This is a genomic window from Ruminiclostridium josui JCM 17888, from assembly GCF_000526495.1.
Taxonomy (GTDB): domain Bacteria; phylum Bacillota; class Clostridia; order Acetivibrionales; family DSM-1351; genus Ruminiclostridium; species Ruminiclostridium josui.
On record NZ_JAGE01000001.1, the window covers coordinates 782,792 to 805,175 of the forward strand.

Here is a 22,384-nt window from a genome sequence, read left to right on the forward strand (position 1 = left end):
ATATTCATGTTATAAACCTATTTCATTGCTTCTATCAATTCCTTATGTATCAGCCCGTTTGTAGCAATTGCTGAACTTTTTGAAATATAGGTTAAATCCTTGCCCTGCCAATCGGTTATTCTACCGCCTGCTTCATTCAGAATTATGGATGCTCCTGCATAATCCCAAGGCTGTAATTCCATTTCAAAATACCCATCAGTACGTCCGACAGCTACATTACATATATCTAGAGCAGCAGAACCGCTCCTTCTTATATCTCTGCATTTTCCAAACACGTTTTTGGTTATTCTGAAGGTCTCATCGGCCTTTTCTCTGTCGTAGGGTGAAGTTCCGAAGGCCACAAGACTGTTAGACAGACTCCCGTTTGAAGTTACCCCGATTCTCTTGTCATTTATGAATGCTCCTTTACCCTTCTGAGCCGTATACATTTCATTTAAAAAGGGATTATATACAATTCCTGCATATGGAACGCCGTCCACCACCAATCCAAGAGCTATGGCGGAACATTTGTACCCATACATAAGGTTTGTAGTTCCATCAACAGGGTCAAGTATCCATGTGTATTTTTCTAGGGTAAATTTATTATCTGCTGTTTCTTCAGCAATAATATTACTATCAGGCAGCAAATTAACCAGCTTACCGAATAATATCTCCTGAACTTTCAAGTCTATTTCAGTAACAAAATTTGCAGTACCGTTCTTGGTAATAACTTTTTTGTCATCCACGTTCTGAAGTAAGAGTTCCCCCGCCTCACGAACCATTTTTACAGCATCATTTATTGCAGTTTCTATTATATTACTCACCTTTTTTCAGCTCCTGATACCTCTTAATTTTTTTAGTTGTAGTTTTCTCAAATTCTGTATCCCTGAGAGTAAATTCTTTTACATATTTATATGTTACCAGTTTCTTGTTAATCCGTTTAACCTCTTGATTTATAACAACTTTAGCATCACTGCTGTCAAGAATACCGTTTTTAAAGTCTTCTTCAATCTTGTCTCTTTCAGGCACAATTTGGGCACATACAACTACATCATCATTATCATTTTTCCCAAAAACCATGGATTCTTTTATATAGTCACTTCTGTTAAGGAGTGTTTCAATTTCTTCAGGGTAAACATTTTTACCATTCTTTGTAATGATTACATTTTTCATCCTGCCAGTTATATGAATAAATCCGTCGGAATCCAGATATCCCATATCTCCTGTGTAAAACCATCCATCCCTGACAACCTCTTGGGTAGCCTCTTTATTCTCATAGTAGCCCAGCATTACACTTGGTCCTGATACCTTTATTTCTCCGACACCTTCAGCATTAGGATTATGTATTGCCACCTTAAGTCCCGGTAAAGGTAAACCTGCAGCATCATCCTTAAACCAACAATCTCTGTTTAATCCCACAATAGGTGCACATTCTGTAAGACCATAACCCTGAACAAGCTGTATTCCAATATTTCTAAACCCCTTTGCTACTTCCGGGTCAATAGCAGCTGCTCCGCTAATGAAGAGTCGCAAATGTCCTCCCAAGGCTTTATGAATTTCAGCAAAAAGTTTCTTCCTCACATCAATTCCTAACTTACCAAGGGCATTACTGAGCTTTATTCCAAATTTTAATTTTCTTGCTCCTCCTGGCTTTTTAGAAACCTGATGCATTAATTGTTTATATATAGACTCAAAAACCAACGGTACACCATTCATAACAGTACACTTTGATTCGCTAAGATTTTTAACAATATGACGTAATCCTTCACAAAATGCAATGGTAGATCCCCTGTACATTTGGCACAGGAATCCACAGGTACATTCATATGTATGATGTATAGGTAAAACAGACAGAAAAACATCCTTTTCATCTATATAAAGCATAGAACACATAGCCATCAGGTTTTCTGCAATATTTCTGTGAGACAGCATAACAGCCTTTGACTTGTCAGTTGTACCCGAAGTAAAGAGCAGTATATTCATTTTCTCATTATCAATAACTGCATCCAGAAACTCTCTGTTTCCACTCTTTATGAGGTCATACCCCTTTTCAAGCAATTGTCCATATGACATCTGTCCGTCTGAATCCTCAGCAATATCCATATTTATATAATATTTACAAGTAGTAATATTTCTGAGTATACCAGAAATATTCTTTGACACATTACCTGAAAAAATTATGGCATCTGCATGGCTTCTCATAAGACAATTTTCAATCTCGTTTTGTGGTAATTCCTTGTCCAAGGGCACAATAATGCCTGTACCGTTACACACAGCTAAATAAGTAGTGGCCCATTCGTACCTGTTTTCGCCAATCAGAGCAATCTTTTTGCCTTTCAATCCAAGACTGATAAGTGCAGTTCCAAGTGCATCAATATCCTCCTTGTACTTTTTAAAAGTAATGGGAATATATGCAGAGTCCCCTTTTTGTTTAACCAGAAAAGCAGGCTTGGAGCCATACAGACTCGCACTTTGCTCTATCATGTCTTTAAGATTAGATATTTTTCTTACCTCATATAATGGTTTGCTTTTCACGATGCTACCTTCTCCTAGATTTTATGGATTTGATAAATTATTTTATCATATATGCTGAGTTTATTCTTTACTTCTAATATAACCCAAGTATTCCATGCAATATTCATCAAGACCTGCGATCATTTCAGCAGTATAAATAGTGCTTTTAATTTTTTCATTGGTTATATCTACAATACCACTATCAAGTCCCGCAAAAATTGCAGCAGAAAGGAAAACAGAATTTATATCCGTCCTTTTAGGGAGTCCGAAAGAAACATTTGAAACTCCGCAAATAAGGTGAACGTCTTCATGAGCTTTTCTGACACCTTCTATTGTTTTTATGGTTATGGCTGATGCTTCGCTTTCCACAGCTACCGCTTCTGCAAGTGCATCAATGTATATGTCGGTATTTTTAATACCTTCCTTGTTCATAATTTCAATTAGCTTAAGGGAATTTTCCACTCTCTTTTCCACCGTTTTAGGAATACCTTCGGTGTCTATAGGCAGTCCTACAACTCCGGTCTTGTAACTTTTAGCCAGCGGAAGCAGCTCATTTATTCTATCCTGAAGCGTTACAGAGTTTATTATTATATCTCTGCCTGATAAAAGAGGCAAAGCCTTTTCTATTACAGCAGGTGAAGGTGAATCAAGCATGATTCCGCAATCAGTATTTTCCAGAACAATATCCAGAATATATTTTAGCATTTCAAACTCTTCTTCTCTGAATATCGCCGTATTAATATCAAGATATCTTGCCCCTGCTTCCTGCTGACTTATGGCTATTTGCCTAATAGCTTCGGTATCCTTGGCTTTCATTTTTTCAAACATTTTAGGTATGGAACTATTTAACTTCTCTCCAACTATTATCATTTTATATCTCCTTAATTTTTTTTATCAATTCACATATTACACCCGTTCTTTTAAGAGGAGTCATAAGATAAAAGCCGGCAACATGGGGATAAACTTCCTTAATAATATCCATTGTAATCTCTATTCCTAACTTTTCTGCCTCTTCACGGCTTCTATCCCGGAATTTTTCAATTGTTTCAATATCTATATCTATTCCCGGAACCTCATTATTTATAAACTGGGCATTTCTGTAGCTCACTATTGGCATAAACCCTGCGAATATAGGTACATTCAGGGTTTCAACCGCTTTTAGCAAATTTTCAATAGCGCTTTTTGTATAAATCGCCTGAGTAAGAAAACAGCTGATTCCGTTTTCGACTTTAGTAAAAGCTCTTTTTAACTCAGCACCAAAATTTACTGCATTTACATTTAAAGCACCGGCTATTTTAATGTCCTGTCCGCAAAAAACATTACTATTCAAGCTTTTAATATAATTTGCAAGATTGGAAGAATTAAAGCTGAAAACTCCTTTTATCCTGTTTCGCTCAATATTTGCAATAGGGTCACCTGTAATAACAAGCACATTTCTTATGCCTTCAATGTGCCCACCCAAAAGTGATGCTTTTATCCCCAAAAGATTTTTATCTCTGCAGGTTATATGTGGCATAACAGGTATAGCTGCTTCTCTCTGAATTTTTGCAGCCATAATGGTACTTTCGGCCCTTGCCTTTGCTAGAGGCGAATCAGCAATAGTAATAATATCTGCCCCTGCCTGTTTAAGAATAAGGGTATCCCTTAGCATGTACTCCCAATTAGTATCAAAAGGAGGATCAACTTCTACCAGTATTGGCTTCTTATTCTTAATAAGTTTGTCCAGAATATTTTCATTTGCAAGGTCACATGTCTCTATATGAGTGTTTATTCCTGCATTGGATTCAACAGTTTGAGGACTATTTAATAACTTTGCCGCAGCAGCGATATGCCGTGGCGTGGTTCCGCAGCAGCCACCAAGGATTTTTACTCCCAACTTCATTATATCCAGAAGTTTTTCAGCATAGTACTCAGAATTGTCAATATAAACAGTTCTGCCTCTCTCTGAACCCGGATATCCCGAATTAGGCATAATAATAATGTTTTTACCCCTGATATCCGCTTTTTCAATGAGACGATACATGTGAGCAGGGCCGCTTATACAGTTTAGTCCAACCGCATCAACAAGCCCACTGGCATGCATTTTGTCCAATATATCAATATAAAAAAGTCCTTCCTTTGAATAACCATCAGGATAAACTGCAAAAGAGGTGACGATAACAGCATCTGGTAAACGCAGTCTTATGTAAGCTGCAGCCCCCATCAAAATATCAGTATTTGCAAAGGTTTCAAACAGAAAGTTCTTAGCTCCGCACTCTAGAAATATATCAATAATTCTCTTGTATTCTTCATCTAGATTGGCTCCTTTTCCGTCAGGTATTGGGCCAATATCCGCAAAAACCGCCACATCATGCCCGGAACAAGCCTGTACAGCAATGTCATATCCTGCTTTTATAATCTTCTCAGCCTCCAACTGCTGACAGCCAAGTGAAAAACGATTTGCACCAAATGTATTTGTTTTAATGGCATTTACACCAGCTTGTATGTACTCTAAATGAATATTAAAGATATTTTCTCTTTCACTAATATTAGCAAATTCACAGGGCGTATTGCTTTTATGCTTTGTCGAATAGTAGGTACCCATGGCACCATCAAAAAGGAAATAATCTCTGTTGCTGAATATATTCATGTTTTTCTTACCTTTTGTTTTCTATAAAATAGCCGGGTGTATAGGCCACCCTCCATTGAAAATTATACTTTTTGTTACTAAAGCAGTCAAGGATACTGTTCTTTTGTATGAAAACATAAAATATCTAATTTATTTATAAAAATGCTTACTCATAACCTTCTGAGATATTTTAGCAGCTGCAACACCGCCGTAGCCTCCTTCTTCAACTATTACTGCTATTGCTATCTGAGGATTTTTGTATGGTGCAAAGCCTATAAACCAGCTGTGAGGAGTCTTGCTTTCAATGTGCTGAGCAGTTCCCGTTTTTCCGCAAACCTGAATTCCGCTTACTTGTGCCCTTGTTCCTGTTCCCTTTGACACAACATCTCTCATATACTTTCTTATCTCACTTGCATATTCTGCAGATGTAATCTGCCCTACTTCTGATGATTTAAGAGTATGTATGATGCTGCCGTTATAATCTGTTATTTTATTAACTAACGTAGGCTTCATCATAACTCCGTTATTGGCAATTGTCTGAGCAACGAGGGCCATTTGCATTGGGGTAGCAAGTACTTCCGCCTGCCCTATCCCACTTTGTGCCATATTACCCTTTTCATAACTCTTGTACTTTGGAAATCTGCTTTTATCAATTATAATACCATCGGACGGTATATCTTTGTTAAACCTAAAATCCTGTGCGGTCTTATATAAATCATTTTCCAGCCTTATGCCCAAGTTTCCGAAAAAAACATTACTTGATTTTACAAGAGCTTTTTCAAGATTTATTTTTCCGAGAACTTCACCATGGTCATTGCTGAGAGTATATCCTCCTCCCAAATTCAATTTTCCCTTGTCGTTAAAGGTCTCGTTTTTTATACCTTTAATATTCTCCAAAGCGCTTACTGCCGTTACTACCTTGAAGGTTGAACCTGGCGGATACAACCCTGAAACTGATCTGTTAAGCAGTGGAACATTTTTACTTTTCACAAGTGTTTCCCAATTCTTGTTAAGGTTATTGGGGTCATACGCAGGTTTTGACACCATTGCAAGTATTTCTCCGGTATCAACCTTGAGTACCACTACAGAACCATTAGATGAACCAAGGGCATCATATGCTGTTTTTTGGAGTTGGTAATCAAGAGTACTGTAAACATCATCACCTTTTTTATTAACCTCTTTGAATCCGTTACCAATCCATGCCATCAGAGACGCTGATATATTACTGGACAAATAGCTGTCATATAAGTTTTCCAAACCTGTTATCCCATACTGCGGGTCATAGTATCCCAATGCATGTGCTGTAACTGCGCCGCCCTTATATACTCTTTTATACTCCCCGCTGCTGGACTTTTTCTCACTGACGGAAAGCTCCTTTCCGGTTCTATCATATATAGTTCCACGTACAACCTTGTTTCTAATATCCCACATTCTTCTGTTGTCAGGCCTTGTAACTATTTCAGGACCCTTTACAAGGGTAAAGTAAGCCAGATAGCTTATGAGAACAAAGAAGACAATCAGAAAAATTATCATTATGCGTTTTATGTTATTAGTTAAATTATCCATATGCTAATTAAGCCTCCATTGCCATTCAGTCTTCACCTTCCGAAACCTTCTGAATTATACTAAGAGAAAGAAAACTGATTAATAGGGAAGTTCCTCCGCTGCTGACAAAGGGAAGTGTTATTCCCGTCAACGGTATAAAACCTGTTACGCCTCCCACAATAACCAAAGTTTGAGTTGCAATCATTACACTGAGTCCTGCAGTGAGAAGCTTTGAAAAATTATTTTCTGCATGTATCGCACTTCTTATTGAACGGTAGAAAAGCAGAAAATGTAAGATTAATATTGCGAAACCCATTAGCAGACCCATTTCTTCGCATATTACAGAGAAAATAAAGTCCGACTCATTAACTGCAACATAACCCGGATGTCCCATTCCCAATCCTCTTCCGAACAGTCCTCCTGTAGCAATGGCATACATGGACTGCACCAGTTGATAACTCTCATTATAGACATAAGGCCATGGATTATGCCATATCATTATCCTTCTTTTTATATGATCAAACATCGCATAACTTGCCGCTCCACCCGCTGCAAATAGTCCTAGTGAAATTAAAACATACAGTTTCTTGGAGGTTGCAAGATACACCATAGTAACAGATACTGCAAATATTATAAGCGCAGTTCCCAAATCTCTCTGAATTACCATAAAACCCAATGATATTGAAATGACTATACCCGGTTCCATGAGCTTTTTTCTTGTATCTACATTTGAGAGGGCACTTGCAAGGTATAATATAAGAAATATTTTTCCGAATTCAGAAGGCTGAAAGCTCACAGGTCCAATTTTAACCCAGTTTTTTGCACCAAGTATTTCATATCCTATAAAGGTTGCCATAGACATAAACATTATGGTTCCTGCTAGAAAGAGGTATTTCAAACGGGCAAATTTAGCAAGACCTCTTTTAAGGAAAAGTACTACAAAAAGGAAAGCCAAAATTCCTAATAACAGCCAAACCAGCTGTTTTGTAGCAAGGTCTATGTTGAGCCTATACAGCATAATTATTCCTATTGAGCATAGCAGTATTGCTAAAAGAAATATTATTCTGTCTCCCATGGGATAAAATCTTTTTAGAATCCATGTAGTCAATGCTATGATTACAATCATTATGCCGAAAAATATACCTGCCTTTGGGTCAAAAGGTTTTTTTAACACTCCAAGGTTCAAAAAACCGAAAAATAGAAATACATATATTAATAATTGGAAAATTCTTAATTTTTTAGTCATTTGGTTCTCCTAAATATCGGCCAGATTTAATCGTCGTCTGTTACAGTTAGAACCGTCTCTGAAATTCTAATTTCGTCACCCGGCTGCAAACTTTTCTTATCTACTCTGTTGTCGTTTACATAAGTACCGTTTGTGGAGTCCAAATCCTCCAGCATGTACCTGCCGTCCTCAAAATAAATTTTTGCATGAAAGTTAGAAACAGCTCTTGAGGGCAAAACCATTTGATTATTTTTGTTTCTGCCAATTGTGAGTTTACTGCCGATTGGGACAATTTCTCCCTCTTCAAAACTGCTCCTATCACCAGAATATTCTATTCTAAGCTTCCATCCGAGGTTTTTCCCGGCTTTACCTCTTTTTAAATCTTTTGATATTATTTTTAATGCATATAAAATTATTATAAAAATCAAAACAACCAATACGATTCTAAATACTACCGAAAGCGAACTAAAATCCATAAACCCATGCTCCAGTCAATAAGTTTTTCTTTATTATATATAAATTAGATATTTTTTTCAATTTTAATGGAATTTTATTCCAATGTATATTCACTCTAATCTGTCCGTTTACTATAAATAACTACCAAATAGGAAAGTTGACTTATTTTTAAGATTTTATAGAACAAAATATACACTTTAACTGTATAATAATGTATGATATAAAATATAATACTCTCTTAGGTAGTTTAAAAAATTACGAGGTGCCTTTATGCATAAATATTTCATCGCTATTGTAATTATTTTAAATATATTAGGTTTTATACTGGTTTTACTTGATAAATATAAAGCAAAAAACAGGTTGTGGAGAATTCCTGAACGGTCATTTTTTCTTCTTTCCATTTTGGGCGGAAGTATAGGTGTTTATATAGGACTGCTTACTTTCAAGCATAAAACCCGCCGTTGGTATTTCATGACAATTATTCCCCTAATAATTATTTCTCAATTTGTTTTTATATATTTTCTTACTAAAAAATGAGGTTATTAAATTATGAAGCCTCTTTTTTTATGCCTTTATATGATGGAATAATGAGGTCTCTATTTGAATAACCTTTAATTAACACAGCAAATACGAGGTTTATTTTAATGGGACTTGATAAATTTTATAAAAACTCAGCAATACTTACATTATCAAACTTGGTAACAGGTTTTATTGGATTTACATTTTCAATAGTTCTTTCAAAAAAACTCGGAGCTGAAGGACTTGGGTTATACGGGCTTATTATGCCGGTCTATTCCCTGCTGCTTTGCCTTACTACAGATGGTCTAATCACCGCAACTTCAAAAACCTGTGCGGTATATAATAGTAAAAAGGATTATAGGAATCTTCACAGAAGCGTGAAAGCAGCTATATGCTTTCTGGGGCTGTGGAGTATAGCCGTAGCCGTACTGGTATTTTTCAATGCACCATTTATCAGTAAATACATTATAAAAGATATCCGAGCTCTAAGCGCTGTGAGAATTATTTGTCCGGCACTGGTGTTTGTCCCAATGTCCGCTATTTTTAAAGGCTTTTTTTACGGATTTGAAAAGTATACTATTCCAGCTGGAATTGATATTCTTGAAAAATGCATAAGAATTTCAATACTTCTGGCTACAATAGCCTTACTGCAGCTAAATGACATTAAAAGTACTGTTACTATAGCCTATTTTGCTCTTGCAGTTGGAGAATTAATCAGTATGCTCTTCCTGATGACAGGTTTCAAGCTAATCTCACGAAAACTTAAACCTTCGGGAGCAAAAGTACAGAATCCCCTGCAGCTTCTAGCCGACATTCTTGTTATATCCTGCCCCCTGTGTCTGAACGGTTTTATTTCATCCTTACTAACCACTGCTTCAACCCTGATTCTTCCAAGAAGACTAATGAGTGCCGGGATAAACTATGATGTAGCCTTACAGCAGATAGGCAAGTTTATGGGTATGGCCCTTACTACAGTGAACCTTCCATTTATAATTGTAGGCTCCATGATGACTGTACTAATTCCAGATATGTCCTTAAGCCTAAGTAAAAGGGATATGTGGAGTACTGAAAAACGGATTTCGCAAGTTCTCAGAATATCCTGTATGATAGGGTTGGGGACCTTGCTTGTTTCAATATGTATTCCCGGAAAACTGGGCTTGTTCTTTTACGGAAGAAATGATTTGGGAAAAATGATTATGGTGGCCGGTATATGTAATTTTATAAGCTACGTGGCTTCCGCCTCTTTCGGGATACTTAACGGACTAGGAAAACAGAATGTAAATCTAAAAAATTCCATTATTGTTTCCGTTGAAGATCTTTTGCTTGTATATATTTTAACAGGTATCCCCTCAATTAACATATACGGTGTAGGGATTTCTCTAGCTGTTACATCATTAACTGCTCTGGTTCTAAATTTAATAGAAATACGCAAGTCTTGCGAAATAAGATTTTCACTGCCAAGGGGAGTTACACTTGTAATATGCGGGCTTGCTGGCTTTGCAGCAATGAGAATAGTCAGCATCATTATTCCTGACAACTTTATGGTATTTGATGTAATGATGTCAGTTGGAATCTGCTTTTTCGTTATATTCTACTTAACCAAATTCTATAATTGTAAACATAACTGGTAAGAATGTCTCCTTTGGTGTTATAATACCTTGTATAATCGAGGAAAAAACCTGGAGGGCAAAAATGTTTAAATATATTATATTTGATATTGACGGAACAATGATTGATACGGAAAAAGCAGTAAACTATGCATACCAGAGCATTATTTTCAAAAAGCACGGAAGATATTTTACCAATGAAGAACTCTTAAAGGGTTATGGTGTTCCTACTCCCATTTCTCTTGAGAGATATGGTTTTACTGATATTGACGCGGCTTTAAAAGATTATTATCATTACTTGATTGAAGGTTTTAAAAAATGTACTGCATTTGAGGGAATACCTGAAATACTGGAAAAACTTAAAGAGTTAAATATCTCAATGGGTGTTGTAACCTCAAGGTGTCAGTATGAAATTGAAATTGATAGCTGTCTGCAGCAATTCACTAGATATTTTAAATCTATTGTCACTTCAGACGATACCACTCTGCATAAACCAAATCCAGCTCCTTTGCTATTTGCCATGGACAAGCTTAATGCTGTTCCTTGTGAAACTCTGTATATCGGTGACACGGTATTCGACAGAGAATGTGCAAAAAATGCCGGAGTAAAGTTTGCATTGGCTCTATGGGGCTCAAATAATGCTGAAAATATAAATGCAGACTTCTTTTTCAAGAAGCCTGCTGATTTGCTTGACATATTAAAGCTGTAAATTATTTTGCTTCCATATCACCTATTTCAAAATCCTGATCATCAGTATATTTGTCATTGGACTTAGCATTTTTCTTGGTTCTGTATAGTCTGACTGCTGTCAGAGTTGCTGCAGCCAAGGAAAGTGCTCCAATGAATATATAGGCAGAACTCATTCCAAAAATAAACTCTGCTTCCTTTCCTTCAACAAAATTTGTTACTTTATAACCCAACTTAAAACTCATCATTCCGTAAAGCACCAGTGTTGATACAGATACACCCACTACCAGACCAAGATTCCTGACAAGTGCATTAATGCTGCCTGCAATCCCTAAACGACTTCTAGGTACAGTCGACATAATAAGTGAATTGTTGGGTGACTGAAACATACCGTTTCCTACTGCCATCAATGAAATAAACAATATAATTCTTACAGGACTAAAGGTCTGATTAATAGTAGCCATAAGAAAGCAGCCTGTACTAAAAATTGCCAGCCCCACAAAAGTAAGCATTTCAGAGCCAATTTTATCTGACAAAAATCCGCTAATCGGTGATACTACCAAAAGTATCAAAGGATATGACATAAGATATATTCCTGTTAACCAAGGTGACATTTTAATAATATCCTGAAAATAAAATGGCATTATAATATTTGAGCAGTTCATACATACAAAAAGCAAAAAACCACACAAAATACTTAGTGAAAAAAGCTTATTACTAAAAATATTCAGTTGCAAAAGAGGACTTTCAACTCTTCCTTCCATTTTAATAAATAATATAAATGATATAATAGCTACTGCAAAACTTGCCAAAATAACCGGCTTAAGAAAACCTATCTGCTCGCCTGCCAGCAATGCAGCAAAGAGTGATATTATAGTTATAAGAAAAAGAATGGCACCTTTTATGTCAAACTTTCCTTCGCTGCTCTCTTCGTCCTTTGGAAGAACCTTTAATCCCATAATAAATGCAAATATACCAATCGGTATATTTATCAGGAATATATATTGCCAGCTTGCTACGTCAACTATAAAACCACCCAGAGGAGGCCCTACAAGAGTACCCAGTGCAACAAAGGAACCTGTAATTCCCAGTGCTCTGCCTCTTTCATTTGCAGGGAACGCTCTTGTAACTATTCCCTGGTTTGTTGCCATAAAAGCTGCCGCACCAATAGCCTGAATAATTCTTGATAATACAAGGATATTTAACGAAGGGGAAACAGCACACAATAAGGAGCCCAATGTAAATACAACAATACCTATTTTAAATATTTTTATTTTCCCCTTAATGTCTCCCAGCCTTCCGAAAATCAGCACCGTCGCAGAAATGGCAATCAAATACGTTGAAACTATTGTTGAAATAGAACTCATTCCTACGGAAAATTTATTTGCCATTACAGGCAAAGCAACATTTACAATGCTACTGTCTAGGCATGCCATAAAAGTCAATAATACAATGTTTACAAGGATTAATTCCTTATTTTTATATTGTTTATCTGTGTTTTCCATATTTAACTCCATCTAATTAGTATTAAAACAAATTCATTTTAGAATAACATAAATATTTTCGCATATCAACTTCAATTAATATCAAAAAAAGACTGTCTTTATAAGACAGCCTGCTTTTTTTAATCAATGTTTAAATGTCTTTAGCTTGAAGTCCTGCAGTATTAAGGAAATTCCATGGTTTGTTGTAATGAGGCTGGAAGAAAAAGTCTGTAAACGCCAGTTCATCAATAGTCAATTTCTTTTGAATTGCTAAAGACAATGTATTGGCAGACTGGGTTAAATCCGCCTTTGACAGAATCTGAGCTCCAAGAATCTCTCTTGTTTTAGCATTAAATACTACTTTCAATAATACCTCTTCATAATCCGGCATAAATTCTGGACGGTAGTTTTCCCTGATTGTAACCGATTTTATATCAATATTGTTAAATTTCGCTGCATTTTGAGTCAATCCAGTTGCTGCATAATTAAGGTCATATATCTTTATTGCTGAAGTTCCTTGTGTCCCCAAATACTTTACAGTAGACTTTTCTATATTTAATGCTGCAAGGGTACCCATTCTTACGGCATTGGTTGCAAGAGGGATGTACTGTCTGGCTCCTGTAGGATTATAAATCGTAGCACAACAGTCTCCGGCTGCAAAAATATCCTTTTTGCTTGTCTGCATATATTCATCTACTACTATAGCCCCGTTAGGCAGCATCTCGAGCTTGTCCTTGAACAATCCTGTACTTGGTCGGAAACCAATACAAAGAATTGCAAGGTCAGCATCATATTCTCCTTTATTTGTTTTAACCTTTTTTATTTTATTTTGGTTTCCAATGAAGCTTGTTACAGTCTCACCCAAGGCTAGTGTAATACCTTTTGATTTCATGGTTTCTTCTGCAATATCCGTAAACTCTTTGTCAAAATACTTGCTGAGTATTCTACTTTCAGTATCTATCAAAGTAACCTTTTTCCCATTCATGGCAAAGGCTTCTGCCAATTCCACACCGATATATCCTGCTCCCACCACAACAATGCTCTGAGCGGACTTTTCCTTGCTGACTATTTCTTTTGAATGGTTATAATTTTTTGCTGGAAGAACTCCTTCTAGCTGAATACCTTCAATATTAGGAATAATAGGCCATGAACCAGAAGAAATTAATAACTTATCATAATTGTCCTCGAAGCTGTCTCCCGTTTCTATGTTCTTTACTAACAGGGTTTTTTTATCAATATCTATATCCACAACCTCGTGACGCATCCGGGTTGTTATCCCCATCTCTCTTAACTTCTCTGGTGATGAATAAAACAAGCCTTGTGGATTCTTTACAACACCGCCTACATAAAGGGCTATACCACAAGATAGAAAAGAAATATTATCATTCTTTTCATAAACTGTTATTTCCGAATTAGGGTAGAGTTTTACCATACTATTAATTGCTGCCGTCCCTGCATGTGTACATCCTATTACTACTATTTTCATATTATATCCTCCTCTGTTTGCATGTAAATATATTACATATATACCACCTAATATATTTTTTAAACAAATTCAGTATTCTATTCTTTATATAAATAAAAAAGTACATCCACCTTAGAATGTACCTTAAAGAAATTTTATTTGATTATATAGTCTCTATCTGTTTTCATTATATGATTTGCAATCCATTCTACAGTAAAATCAAGCAATTCCGTTAAGTACTGATCTTGATCACTATCTATCCGGTCATAGTCCAAACTACTGATTTTTTCTATAAAGTCATGATGTTCAACTTTATGGGAGAGCAGCTTTCGGTATCCTATACTATGCATATATTCTTCTTCGTAGGTAAAGTGAAAGACCGTGTAATCTTTTAGCTCTGTAATAAGTCGTACAATTTCATCATATTTGTCGGTAATAAGCTGATTTTTCATGGTAGCATAAATTTCTGAAGCTATCTGAAATAACTTTTTATGCTGTTCATCGATTTTCTCGATTCCAAGAGTGAATTCGTCCCTCCATTCTATCATATAAGACCCTCCTTAATGTTGTAGTGTGTATACCAAAGATTATACATACTTCCCAAGATTTAAACAATATATAGGACTGAATTTCAACTCTAAACTTCATAAAAGACCTGTATAAATTTTCTACTATACCTGAAAATCTTCTTCATCATTGTTATATCCTGCAAAATAAGGGTATATTTATACTAAGCAAATTACTCTTACGAAAGTGAAGGTTATTTAATATGAAAAATAAATCTATAAATAAAATAGTAATTGTTGGTACAGGTTTTGTAGGCTCAACCACTGCCTATACATTAATGGTAAGCGGTCTAGTTTCGGAAATTGTACTTATAGACCGAAATTCAAAAAAAGCTGAAGGCGAAGCAATGGATATGAATCACGGTATGCCATTTGTAAGGCCCGTTAGAATATATAATGGAGATTATTCTGATTGTAAAGGTGCAGATATTATTGTAATTACAGGAGGTGCAAACCAGAAGCCGGGTGAGACAAGGATTGACCTTGTAAATAAAAACACTGAAATTTTTAAAGACATTGTGGGAAATATTATTAAATATAATACAGACTGTATTTTGCTTGTTGTTACAAATCCGGTGGATATATTAACCTATGTAACTTATAAGTTGTCCGGCTTCCCTAAAAACAGAGTTATAGGCTCCGGCACAGTTCTAGACACTGCACGTTTCAAATACATTATAGGAGAACATATGGGGGTTGACCCAAGAAACGTACACGCATATATAGTCGGCGAACATGGAGACACAGAAGTCCCTACTTGGAGTCTTGCGTCAATAGCCGGGATACCCATGGACTTATATTGCAAAGAATGTAAATCCTGCGACCATGAAAGCTTCAAACATGAAACTTTTGACAAAGTAAAAAATGCTGCTTATGAGATTATTGACAGAAAAAACGCAACCTACTATGCCGTTGCTCTAGCTGTAAGAAGAATTGTGGAGGCTATTGTCCGCAATGAAAACTCAATATTGACAGTATCAAGCCTATTCGAAGGTGAATATGATCTAAATGACATATGTCTCAGTATTCCCAGCCAGGTAAATTCTGATGGCGTTTCAAGGATTTTAAATGTTCCTCTAAGCAGTGAAGAAATGGGATTACTTAATAAATCTGCACAAGCTTTGAAACAAGTTATCAGTGGACTTAATTTGTAGAATGTACTTTTATTCGGATGCGCTGCCCTTTGGACAAGCATCCGAATAAGTTCATTTATATAAGAATTCTTTTAAGTATTTCATCGCTTTTAAGTAGTTGTTTTGCTTTTTCTCTGTATTCCGGTACATGTAGGTAAGTATATCTGCTAGGCTTAATGGATGGTGCAAGGTCAATTGCCTTTTCAAAGTCTTCAGCATTCATTTTTAAGGTTTCAACAAAGTCAAAGAAGCCGGTATCTGTCAGAAATTTTTCTACCCTCTGATATCTGTGTTCCTGAACTTTACTCATTAGGTATGTTGCAACCCCCACTTGAATTCCATGTAGCTGAGGATTTTCCAGAAGCTTATCCAATGCATGAGATATTAGATGTTCACTGCCGCTGGCAGGTGCGCTGCTGTCTGCTATCTGCATTGCAATTCCGCTCATTGTCAGGGAGTCTACCATTTCCTTTAAAAAGAAGTTTTCTGTTACCTGAGTATATGGCATTCTAACAATACTATTTACAGACTTTTTTGCTATCATTGCAGCAAAGTCATCAACTTTTGCAGCATTGTTCCTTTCCTCGAAATACCAGTCGTATACAGCAGTTATTTTAGAGATGATGTCTCCCAGACCTGAATATATAAATTTCATAGGTGCATTTTTTAAAACATCCAAATCAACAATTATTCCAAAGGGCATTGAAGCATGTACTGACGTACGTCTTCCGTTTATTATCAGAGAACAGCCGGAGCTGGAAAAACCATCGTTTGAAGTTGATGTAGGTATGCTTATAAATGGAAGCTTGTTTAAAAAAGCTATATACTTAGCTGCATCCAATACCTTTCCTCCCCCTACTCCAACAATGGCATCTGTTTTGGAAGGTATGGAAAATGCTTTTGGCATAAGGTTTTCAAGAGTTATATCATCGTAGTCATAGGTTTCAAGAACAGCAAGAGATTTTCTTGCCTCTATGGAATTCATAATTTTTTCACCAAATAAATCCCTTATTCCTTCTCCAAACAGTACTACCACATTATTTACTCCAGCTCTTTCAATGTATGCCCCTACACTTCCCAGAATATTATTATTAACTTCAAGTATGGAAGGAATTTCAATTCTGTGTACAGTATTCATCATTCAAGTACCTCCTTCGGAAATAATCTTTACTCAAAATCCGTAAGTATTTTTTCCCTTATAAGATGTTTTGCAATTTCATCAAAATGCTCAAAGGCTATATATGGAACCTGTTCTTTTGTAAGCCAATCTTTAAGGGAACCTGTTGCAAATGCACAATCTGCTGACTTAGCAGCACCGATATCCGGCTCACTGTCACCTGCAAAATATACCTTTTCGTATTTTTCTTTCAATGAAAGGATAACTTTTTGCTTGTCTATGCCCCATATTCTCGAGTAAAATTCGTTTTTTGGATCTGGCATTATCTCAATTCCTCTGTTATGATATCTTCCTTCCATTGAGATAACAGTAACATTCTTAATTTTGAAATGCTCCAGAAGTTTATTGATATAATATGATGTACCTGCACTTAATATAAAGAAATCTCCACCGTTATTCTTAACCATTTGAATAAATTTAACAGCATATGGATCAAGGGGTAACTCCAGTATATCCTGAAATATTTCCTCTTCGCTTCTGTCCATTGAGCCGAAGATTTTATTAAGAAAATCCACATTTATCTTTTTGTTTCTCTTCCATTCATCATAATAATCCCATGCCCAATCTTTTAAATATTTATCCATTACTATGTGATAAAAATCTCTGTCAGTGAGTGTTCCATCAAAATCAGATACAAATGCAAATTTTTTCATCATACATTGCTCCGTTCCGGCATACAAAATCTGCCTATGGTGTTTTCTATCATATAATACCATATCTCTACAACATTATTATAATTAATTTTAGTTTTACTCTTTATTGATAAATAATCGTTGCAAAACTTGGCAATAGTAATTATTATTGTATAGTATATAAATTTATTAAAGTAAAGGAATTAAAATGGAAAATTTAAGTTTTAAAGATTTAACTCTCTCAGATGAGGTACAACGTGCAATTGCAGATATGGGTTTTGAAGAGGCAACCCCTATTCAGTCACAATCAATCCCATATATTTTGGAAGGCAATGATTTGATTGGTCAGGCTCAGACTGGAACAGGAAAAACATGTGCATTCGGAATACCTGCAGTGGAAAAAATAGATTCACATAGTGATTCAATTCAGGTTTTGGTTCTTTGTCCAACCAGAGAACTTGCTATACAGTCATGTGAAGAATTGAGAAATGTATTGAAATATAAGGATGGGATAAGAATTCTCCCAGTATATGGGGGACAGCCAATTGACAGACAGATTATGGCTTTAAAAAAGCGTCCACAGATAATTATTGGAACCCCGGGCCGGGTTATGGACCATATGAGACGTAGAACTCTTAAACTGGAATCTCTAAAAATGATTGTTCTTGATGAAGCTGATGAAATGCTGAACATGGGTTTTAGAGAAGATATAGATACAATATTGGAAAAAGTTCCAGAGGACAGGCAGACTATCTTATTCTCTGCTACAATGCCTCAAGAAATTCTAGAACTTACAAAAAAATATCAGAAAGATCCCGTTCATATAAAGATAGCCCACAAAGAACTCACCGTTCCAAGTATTGAGCAGTATTACCTTGAAGTAAAAGAATCTGCAAAACTTGAAGTTTTGTCAAGATTGATAGATACCAATGATATTAAGCTGTCTCTTGTATTCTGTAATACTAAAAAAAGGGTTGACGAACTTACAGCCAGCCTACAATCCAGAGGTTTTTCTGCTGAAGCCCTGCATGGTGACATGCGTCAGGAACATCGCGACAAGGTCATGTCTCTTTTCAGAAAAGGCAATTTTGACATACTAATTGCAACTGATGTTGCTGCAAGAGGCATAGATGTTGACGACGTTGAAGCAGTATTTAACTATGACCTTCCTAATGACGAAGAATATTATGTACACAGAATTGGAAGAACAGGAAGGGCTGGAAGGACCGGAAAAGCCTTTACATTTATTTCTGGGAGGGAAATATACAAACTAAGAGATATCCAAAGGTATACAAAGTCCACTATTATCCCCATGAAGCCCCCAAGTCTCAATGAAGTTGAAGAAAAGAAGATGCTTAATATACTAAAAACCTTGAAAGAAAATCTAAAGGATGAAAGTATCTCTAAGTTCTCCAGCCACATTGAACGATTCATTGACACAATTAATAATGAATCAGAAGAACAGGATGAGAACTTTGTAACTTCTCTTGATATTGCAGCTGCATTACTTAAAATGTACGGCGAACAAAGCGGAAATCTGCCCAGTATGGTTAATGAAATAGACAATGCAGTAGAACCAGGTAGCAGCAAGGATATGGTCAGATTATTTATCAATATTGGCAGCAGCAGCAAAATACAGCCAAAGCACATTATTGAAAGTCTGGTTGCATCAACAGGGCTTCCAGGTAAACTGGTGGGTGCAATCGACATATTTGATAGGTATTCGTTTGTAGAGGTTCCAAAGGACTTTGCTCCCGAAGTTCTGAAATCAATGAAAAACTACACGATTAAAGGAAAACGCATTAATATAGAAAAATCAAATGCAAGAAAGAAAAGCGGACGCAGTACATCATTTAACCGTTTAGTGTCACCTAACAGGCGTAGTCCTAAGAAATCTAAATAACCCATAAAGTAAAACCGGGCTGTAGCATTAGTTGGATTATTCACTAGTGCACAGCTCTTTTTTTGCAATAAAAAAAGCCCCTTTCCATAGGCTATTTCAATGTTTTTTTGGTTTTGTCATGCTCAGGATGTTTCTTTTCAGAAGAATCAAAGGATTCGCCTAAGCATTCCTCGATAACACTTGGTGTTACCAGAAATGTTCCTTTATTCAATTTACCACCTTCTTTCAACTTCTTTTTAAGTATATACCCAATCTGTGCAATTAGCAAATTTATTTTATACCATGGTAAAAGTGGTAAAAAATTGTTTCTTTGACATAAACATCAATTAATGGTATTATAATTTCCAATCTTGCAAGATAAAAGTATTATTTGTCTGTGACGACAGGCAGGTAAAAAATTGTAATGTTTGAAAGGAGTATTTAATAAATGAAAGCAGCAAAAAGAATTTTAAGTACTATATTACTTTCTGTTTCACTTATTGCAAGTAGTTTTCCATCCGTTTACGCAAACGCCGATGGCAATGCAAATATTGGAGCAATTCAATCAAAAGAAGTTATTCCTTCTTTCTTGGTAGGACAATTAACAGCAGAATCTGAATAGTTGAGCAGTATATTGCTCAAGAAGCACAAAAATATCAATTGCCGACAGTACAGTTTAAAGTTACTGAGCAATTTGTAAATTCAATGAACAGGACAGTAGTAAAAACCGTTCAAACTTATAACGGTGTACCTGTTCAAAATAGCGACAGAAACTATTTTATCAATTCTGACGGTGTTATTGAGTTTATCGTTGGGGAATATGTATACGATATAGCTGATAAATTAGCCTCAGCAGTTAAACCAGCCGATGTGTCTCTGGAATCACTCTTGTCTGTAATCGAAGGTGATTTAGGATTTAAGCCAGTATATACCGAAGCTCCTAAAAGTCAGTTACTTCTATATCCGGTAGATGGAAAATATGACTACATATATAAGGTAAACATTAAATTCAGCCAGCCCACATATAAGAATTTTGCATATTATATTTATGCAAGTAATCAGTCCATATTGAGAAAAAGTAATCAGATATTATCTCTAGAAGAGCCTGCTGTAGGTTCAGGTATTGGACAATCCGGAGCAGTTAGGCAACCATTAAAAATGGTAAAGGATAATAACGTATACTATCTGAAAAACACCGTTGAAAATCTAACAACTTCCCATGGATTATATGGAATATATAGTGAAAATGATAATTGCTTTGACACAGACACAGGATCAAATTATCAACAAGATGCCGTAGATGCTCATTATTATATGACAAATATTATAAACTTCTTTAAAGGCTCACCTTTTTATCGCAATGGAAACGATGATAATGGTTCTGAATACTCAATTGAAATTATAAAAGATAGCAGCAATGTTTTAAATGCCTACGGAGAGGTAAATAAAGTAAAAATCTGTGCTGGAAAAGGCTCAGCAGGTAAGTCCGTTGCTGCTGCAGTAGATGCTTTGGCACATGAATTTACTCATGGAATGCTTACATCGGAAGGTCTAGGTGATTTCGATGATGGACATTTTGAATTTAACCCGGTTTTAACAGAGCGTTTATCATTACATGAGGGAATATCTGATGTATTTGGTATAATTTGCGAATACTTTCTTCCAAGTGAAGGAACACCTGATTGGACAATAGCAGAAGATACTGGAACAATTCTCAGAGATTGTGCCAATCCAGTAATTGATAGTTACACCGAATATAAAAGACGTATTTTAGAATGTGAAGATGATCGTACTATCAAATATCCAAAACCGCATGAAGGTGGTGGTGTTATTACAAAAGCAGCAAGCCTTATGGCACTGGGCGGAACATTTAACAACACTACTGTTGAAGCAATAGGAATGGACAAAATTGCAAATATATTCTATCATGCCATTAATGATGGATATATAGTTTATGACATGAAATATATCCAATTTGCATCAGCACTTCTTCAGTCAGCAGAGACATTATATGGAGTAAACAGCACTGAAGCAAATACTGTAAGGAAAGCTTTAGGTGCTGTAGGTCTTGATTTGAGCATAAAATATGCATCAGGTACGACATTGCAAATAACTTGGCTCCCATTCGGTGACGCAAGTTCGCAATACGGACTATTTAGAAAAGAAACCGGTTCTTCAGCCGAACCCCAGTTAGTTGTAACAACCCCTAACACAACATTAACTTTTAATGCAGTATTGGGGAGTTATTACTATATTGCAAAGGTAGATGAAAATGGAGACAGAGTTTCAGATTTTAGTAACCCTATAACTCGTTTTTCCTCACATCCTTCTCCCCAAAATTTCCGTATTACAAACAGATCTGGTTTGAGCGTAGGCTTCGGATGGGATGGTACAATTGGTAAAAGATATGCCATATACAGACAAGTTGAAGGTTCAACAGATGCACCTGAAAAATGTTTGGAAACCACAAACATAACAGCAACAGTTACTACATTATATGGAAGCTATAATTATTATGTAGCTCAGATAGACGATAACGGAAACATAATATCTTCCCTGAGCAATTCTGTTCTGGTTGAGACTTTATATAGCGCTCCGCAAAACTTCCGTATATCAAACAGATCTGGTTTACAAATACAATTCAGTTGGAATGCAGCTGATAACTCCGGAGCTAAATATGCAATCTATAGAAAAGCTACAAACTCAGTAGACGATCTTGAAAAATGTTTGGAAACCACAAATACAACTACAACAGTTGAAACATTAATTGGTAGCTATGATTACTATGTTGCACAAGTAGATGACGCAGGAAACATAATATCTTTTCTTAGTGACCCCGTTACTATAATATCTTAACTTAGTATCACTGCAAAAAAAAATCAAAGGAGTAGCGTAAATCTTTCTA

General features: G+C 35.9%; 19 protein-coding genes. 7 read left to right on the top strand and 12 right to left on the bottom strand.

Annotation, left to right across the window (positions count from 1 at the left end; translation table 11 throughout):
• Positions 1 to 17: 17 nt before the first annotated feature.
• The 7 genes from K412_RS0103710 to K412_RS0103745 all read right to left on the bottom strand — a co-directional run bounded on the left by K412_RS0103710 (position 18) and on the right by K412_RS0103745 (position 8,347).
• A complete protein-coding gene (locus K412_RS0103710; RefSeq protein ID WP_024831865.1) occupies positions 18 to 803 on the bottom strand; it encodes an inositol monophosphatase family protein in 786 nt (261 codons plus the stop codon).
• A complete protein-coding gene (locus tag K412_RS0103715) occupies positions 796 to 2,514 on the bottom strand; it encodes an AMP-dependent synthetase/ligase (RefSeq protein WP_024831866.1) in 1,719 nt (572 codons plus the stop codon). The genes K412_RS0103710 and K412_RS0103715 overlap by 8 nt, the downstream gene beginning before the upstream one ends.
• 60 nt (positions 2,515 to 2,574) lie before the next feature.
• Positions 2,575 to 3,363 carry a dihydropteroate synthase gene (locus K412_RS0103720; protein WP_024831867.1) on the bottom strand — a complete coding sequence of 263 codons (789 nt, stop codon included), beginning with the start codon at positions 3,361 to 3,363 and terminating at the stop codon, positions 2,575 to 2,577.
• A gap of 1 nt (position 3,364) precedes the next feature.
• Positions 3,365 to 5,122, bottom strand: a complete 1,758-nt coding sequence (locus K412_RS0103725) for a bifunctional homocysteine S-methyltransferase/methylenetetrahydrofolate reductase (RefSeq protein WP_024831868.1) — start codon at positions 5,120 to 5,122, stop codon at positions 3,365 to 3,367.
• Between the two features lie 129 nt (positions 5,123 to 5,251).
• A complete protein-coding gene (locus K412_RS0103735) occupies positions 5,252 to 6,667 on the bottom strand; it encodes a peptidoglycan D,D-transpeptidase FtsI family protein (RefSeq protein ID WP_024831869.1) in 1,416 nt (471 codons plus the stop codon).
• Between the two features lie 25 nt (positions 6,668 to 6,692).
• Positions 6,693 to 7,892 carry an FtsW/RodA/SpoVE family cell cycle protein gene (locus K412_RS0103740; RefSeq protein WP_024831870.1) on the bottom strand — a complete coding sequence of 400 codons (1,200 nt, stop codon included), beginning with the start codon at positions 7,890 to 7,892 and terminating at the stop codon, positions 6,693 to 6,695.
• A 26-nt stretch (positions 7,893 to 7,918) separates the two neighbouring features.
• On the bottom strand, positions 7,919 to 8,347 hold the full coding sequence (locus K412_RS0103745) for an FHA domain-containing protein (protein WP_024831871.1): 429 nt from the start codon (positions 8,345 to 8,347) through the stop codon (positions 7,919 to 7,921).
• A 250-nt stretch (positions 8,348 to 8,597) separates the two neighbouring features.
• Between K412_RS0103745 and K412_RS0103750 the strand changes: the two genes are divergently transcribed.
• The 3 genes from K412_RS0103750 to K412_RS0103760 all read left to right on the top strand — a co-directional run bounded on the left by K412_RS0103750 (position 8,598) and on the right by K412_RS0103760 (position 11,162).
• On the top strand, positions 8,598 to 8,864 hold the full coding sequence (locus K412_RS0103750) for a DUF1294 domain-containing protein (protein ID WP_024831872.1): 267 nt from the start codon (positions 8,598 to 8,600) through the stop codon (positions 8,862 to 8,864).
• A gap of 107 nt (positions 8,865 to 8,971) precedes the next feature.
• Complete coding sequence (spoVB, locus tag K412_RS0103755) at positions 8,972 to 10,477, top strand: stage V sporulation protein B (RefSeq protein WP_024831873.1); 1,506 nt, start codon at positions 8,972 to 8,974, stop codon at positions 10,475 to 10,477.
• A gap of 61 nt (positions 10,478 to 10,538) precedes the next feature.
• Entirely contained in the window at positions 10,539 to 11,162 is a 624-nt protein-coding gene (locus K412_RS0103760; protein WP_024831874.1) for an HAD family hydrolase, read from the top strand.
• Between the two features lies 1 nt (position 11,163).
• On the opposite strand, the gene K412_RS0103765 is transcribed toward K412_RS0103760, so the two are convergent.
• From K412_RS0103765 to K412_RS0103775, 3 genes are all read right to left on the bottom strand, one after another.
• Positions 11,164 to 12,645, bottom strand: a complete 1,482-nt coding sequence (locus tag K412_RS0103765) for an MFS transporter (RefSeq protein WP_024831875.1) — start codon at positions 12,643 to 12,645, stop codon at positions 11,164 to 11,166.
• A gap of 130 nt (positions 12,646 to 12,775) precedes the next feature.
• Complete coding sequence (locus K412_RS0103770) at positions 12,776 to 14,110, bottom strand: FAD-dependent oxidoreductase (protein WP_024831876.1); 1,335 nt, start codon at positions 14,108 to 14,110, stop codon at positions 12,776 to 12,778.
• 134 nt (positions 14,111 to 14,244) lie between these two features.
• The gene (locus K412_RS0103775; protein ID WP_024831877.1) at positions 14,245 to 14,637 is read right to left on the bottom strand and encodes a bacteriohemerythrin; all 393 of its coding nucleotides are present in this window, start codon (positions 14,635 to 14,637) and stop codon (positions 14,245 to 14,247) included.
• Between the two features lie 221 nt (positions 14,638 to 14,858).
• Between K412_RS0103775 and K412_RS0103780 the strand changes: the two genes are divergently transcribed.
• Positions 14,859 to 15,809, top strand: coding sequence for an L-lactate dehydrogenase (locus tag K412_RS0103780; protein ID WP_024831878.1), 951 nt, complete (start codon positions 14,859 to 14,861; stop codon positions 15,807 to 15,809).
• Between the two features lie 55 nt (positions 15,810 to 15,864).
• Here K412_RS0103780 and K412_RS0103785 read toward each other — a convergent pair whose 3' ends face one another.
• Both K412_RS0103785 and K412_RS0103790 read right to left on the bottom strand, forming a co-directional pair.
• On the bottom strand, positions 15,865 to 16,926 hold the full coding sequence (locus tag K412_RS0103785; protein WP_024831879.1) for an iron-containing alcohol dehydrogenase family protein: 1,062 nt from the start codon (positions 16,924 to 16,926) through the stop codon (positions 15,865 to 15,867).
• A 29-nt stretch (positions 16,927 to 16,955) separates the two neighbouring features.
• Positions 16,956 to 17,621, bottom strand: a complete 666-nt coding sequence (locus K412_RS0103790) for an MtnX-like HAD-IB family phosphatase (protein ID WP_081741722.1) — start codon at positions 17,619 to 17,621, stop codon at positions 16,956 to 16,958.
• Positions 17,622 to 17,805: 184 nt separating this feature from the next.
• Here K412_RS0103790 and K412_RS0103795 point away from each other — a divergent pair, with 184 nt between their 5' ends.
• The 3 genes from K412_RS0103795 to K412_RS0103810 all read left to right on the top strand — a co-directional run bounded on the left by K412_RS0103795 (position 17,806) and on the right by K412_RS0103810 (position 22,335).
• Complete coding sequence (locus tag K412_RS0103795; protein WP_024831881.1) at positions 17,806 to 19,500, top strand: DEAD/DEAH box helicase; 1,695 nt, start codon at positions 17,806 to 17,808, stop codon at positions 19,498 to 19,500.
• A 427-nt stretch (positions 19,501 to 19,927) separates the two neighbouring features.
• Positions 19,928 to 20,101, top strand: coding sequence for a hypothetical protein (locus K412_RS22645; RefSeq protein ID WP_242835519.1), 174 nt, complete (start codon positions 19,928 to 19,930; stop codon positions 20,099 to 20,101).
• 38 nt (positions 20,102 to 20,139) lie between these two features.
• Complete coding sequence (locus K412_RS0103810) at positions 20,140 to 22,335, top strand: M4 family metallopeptidase (RefSeq protein WP_024831882.1); 2,196 nt, start codon at positions 20,140 to 20,142, stop codon at positions 22,333 to 22,335.
• Positions 22,336 to 22,384: the final 49 nt, after the last annotated feature.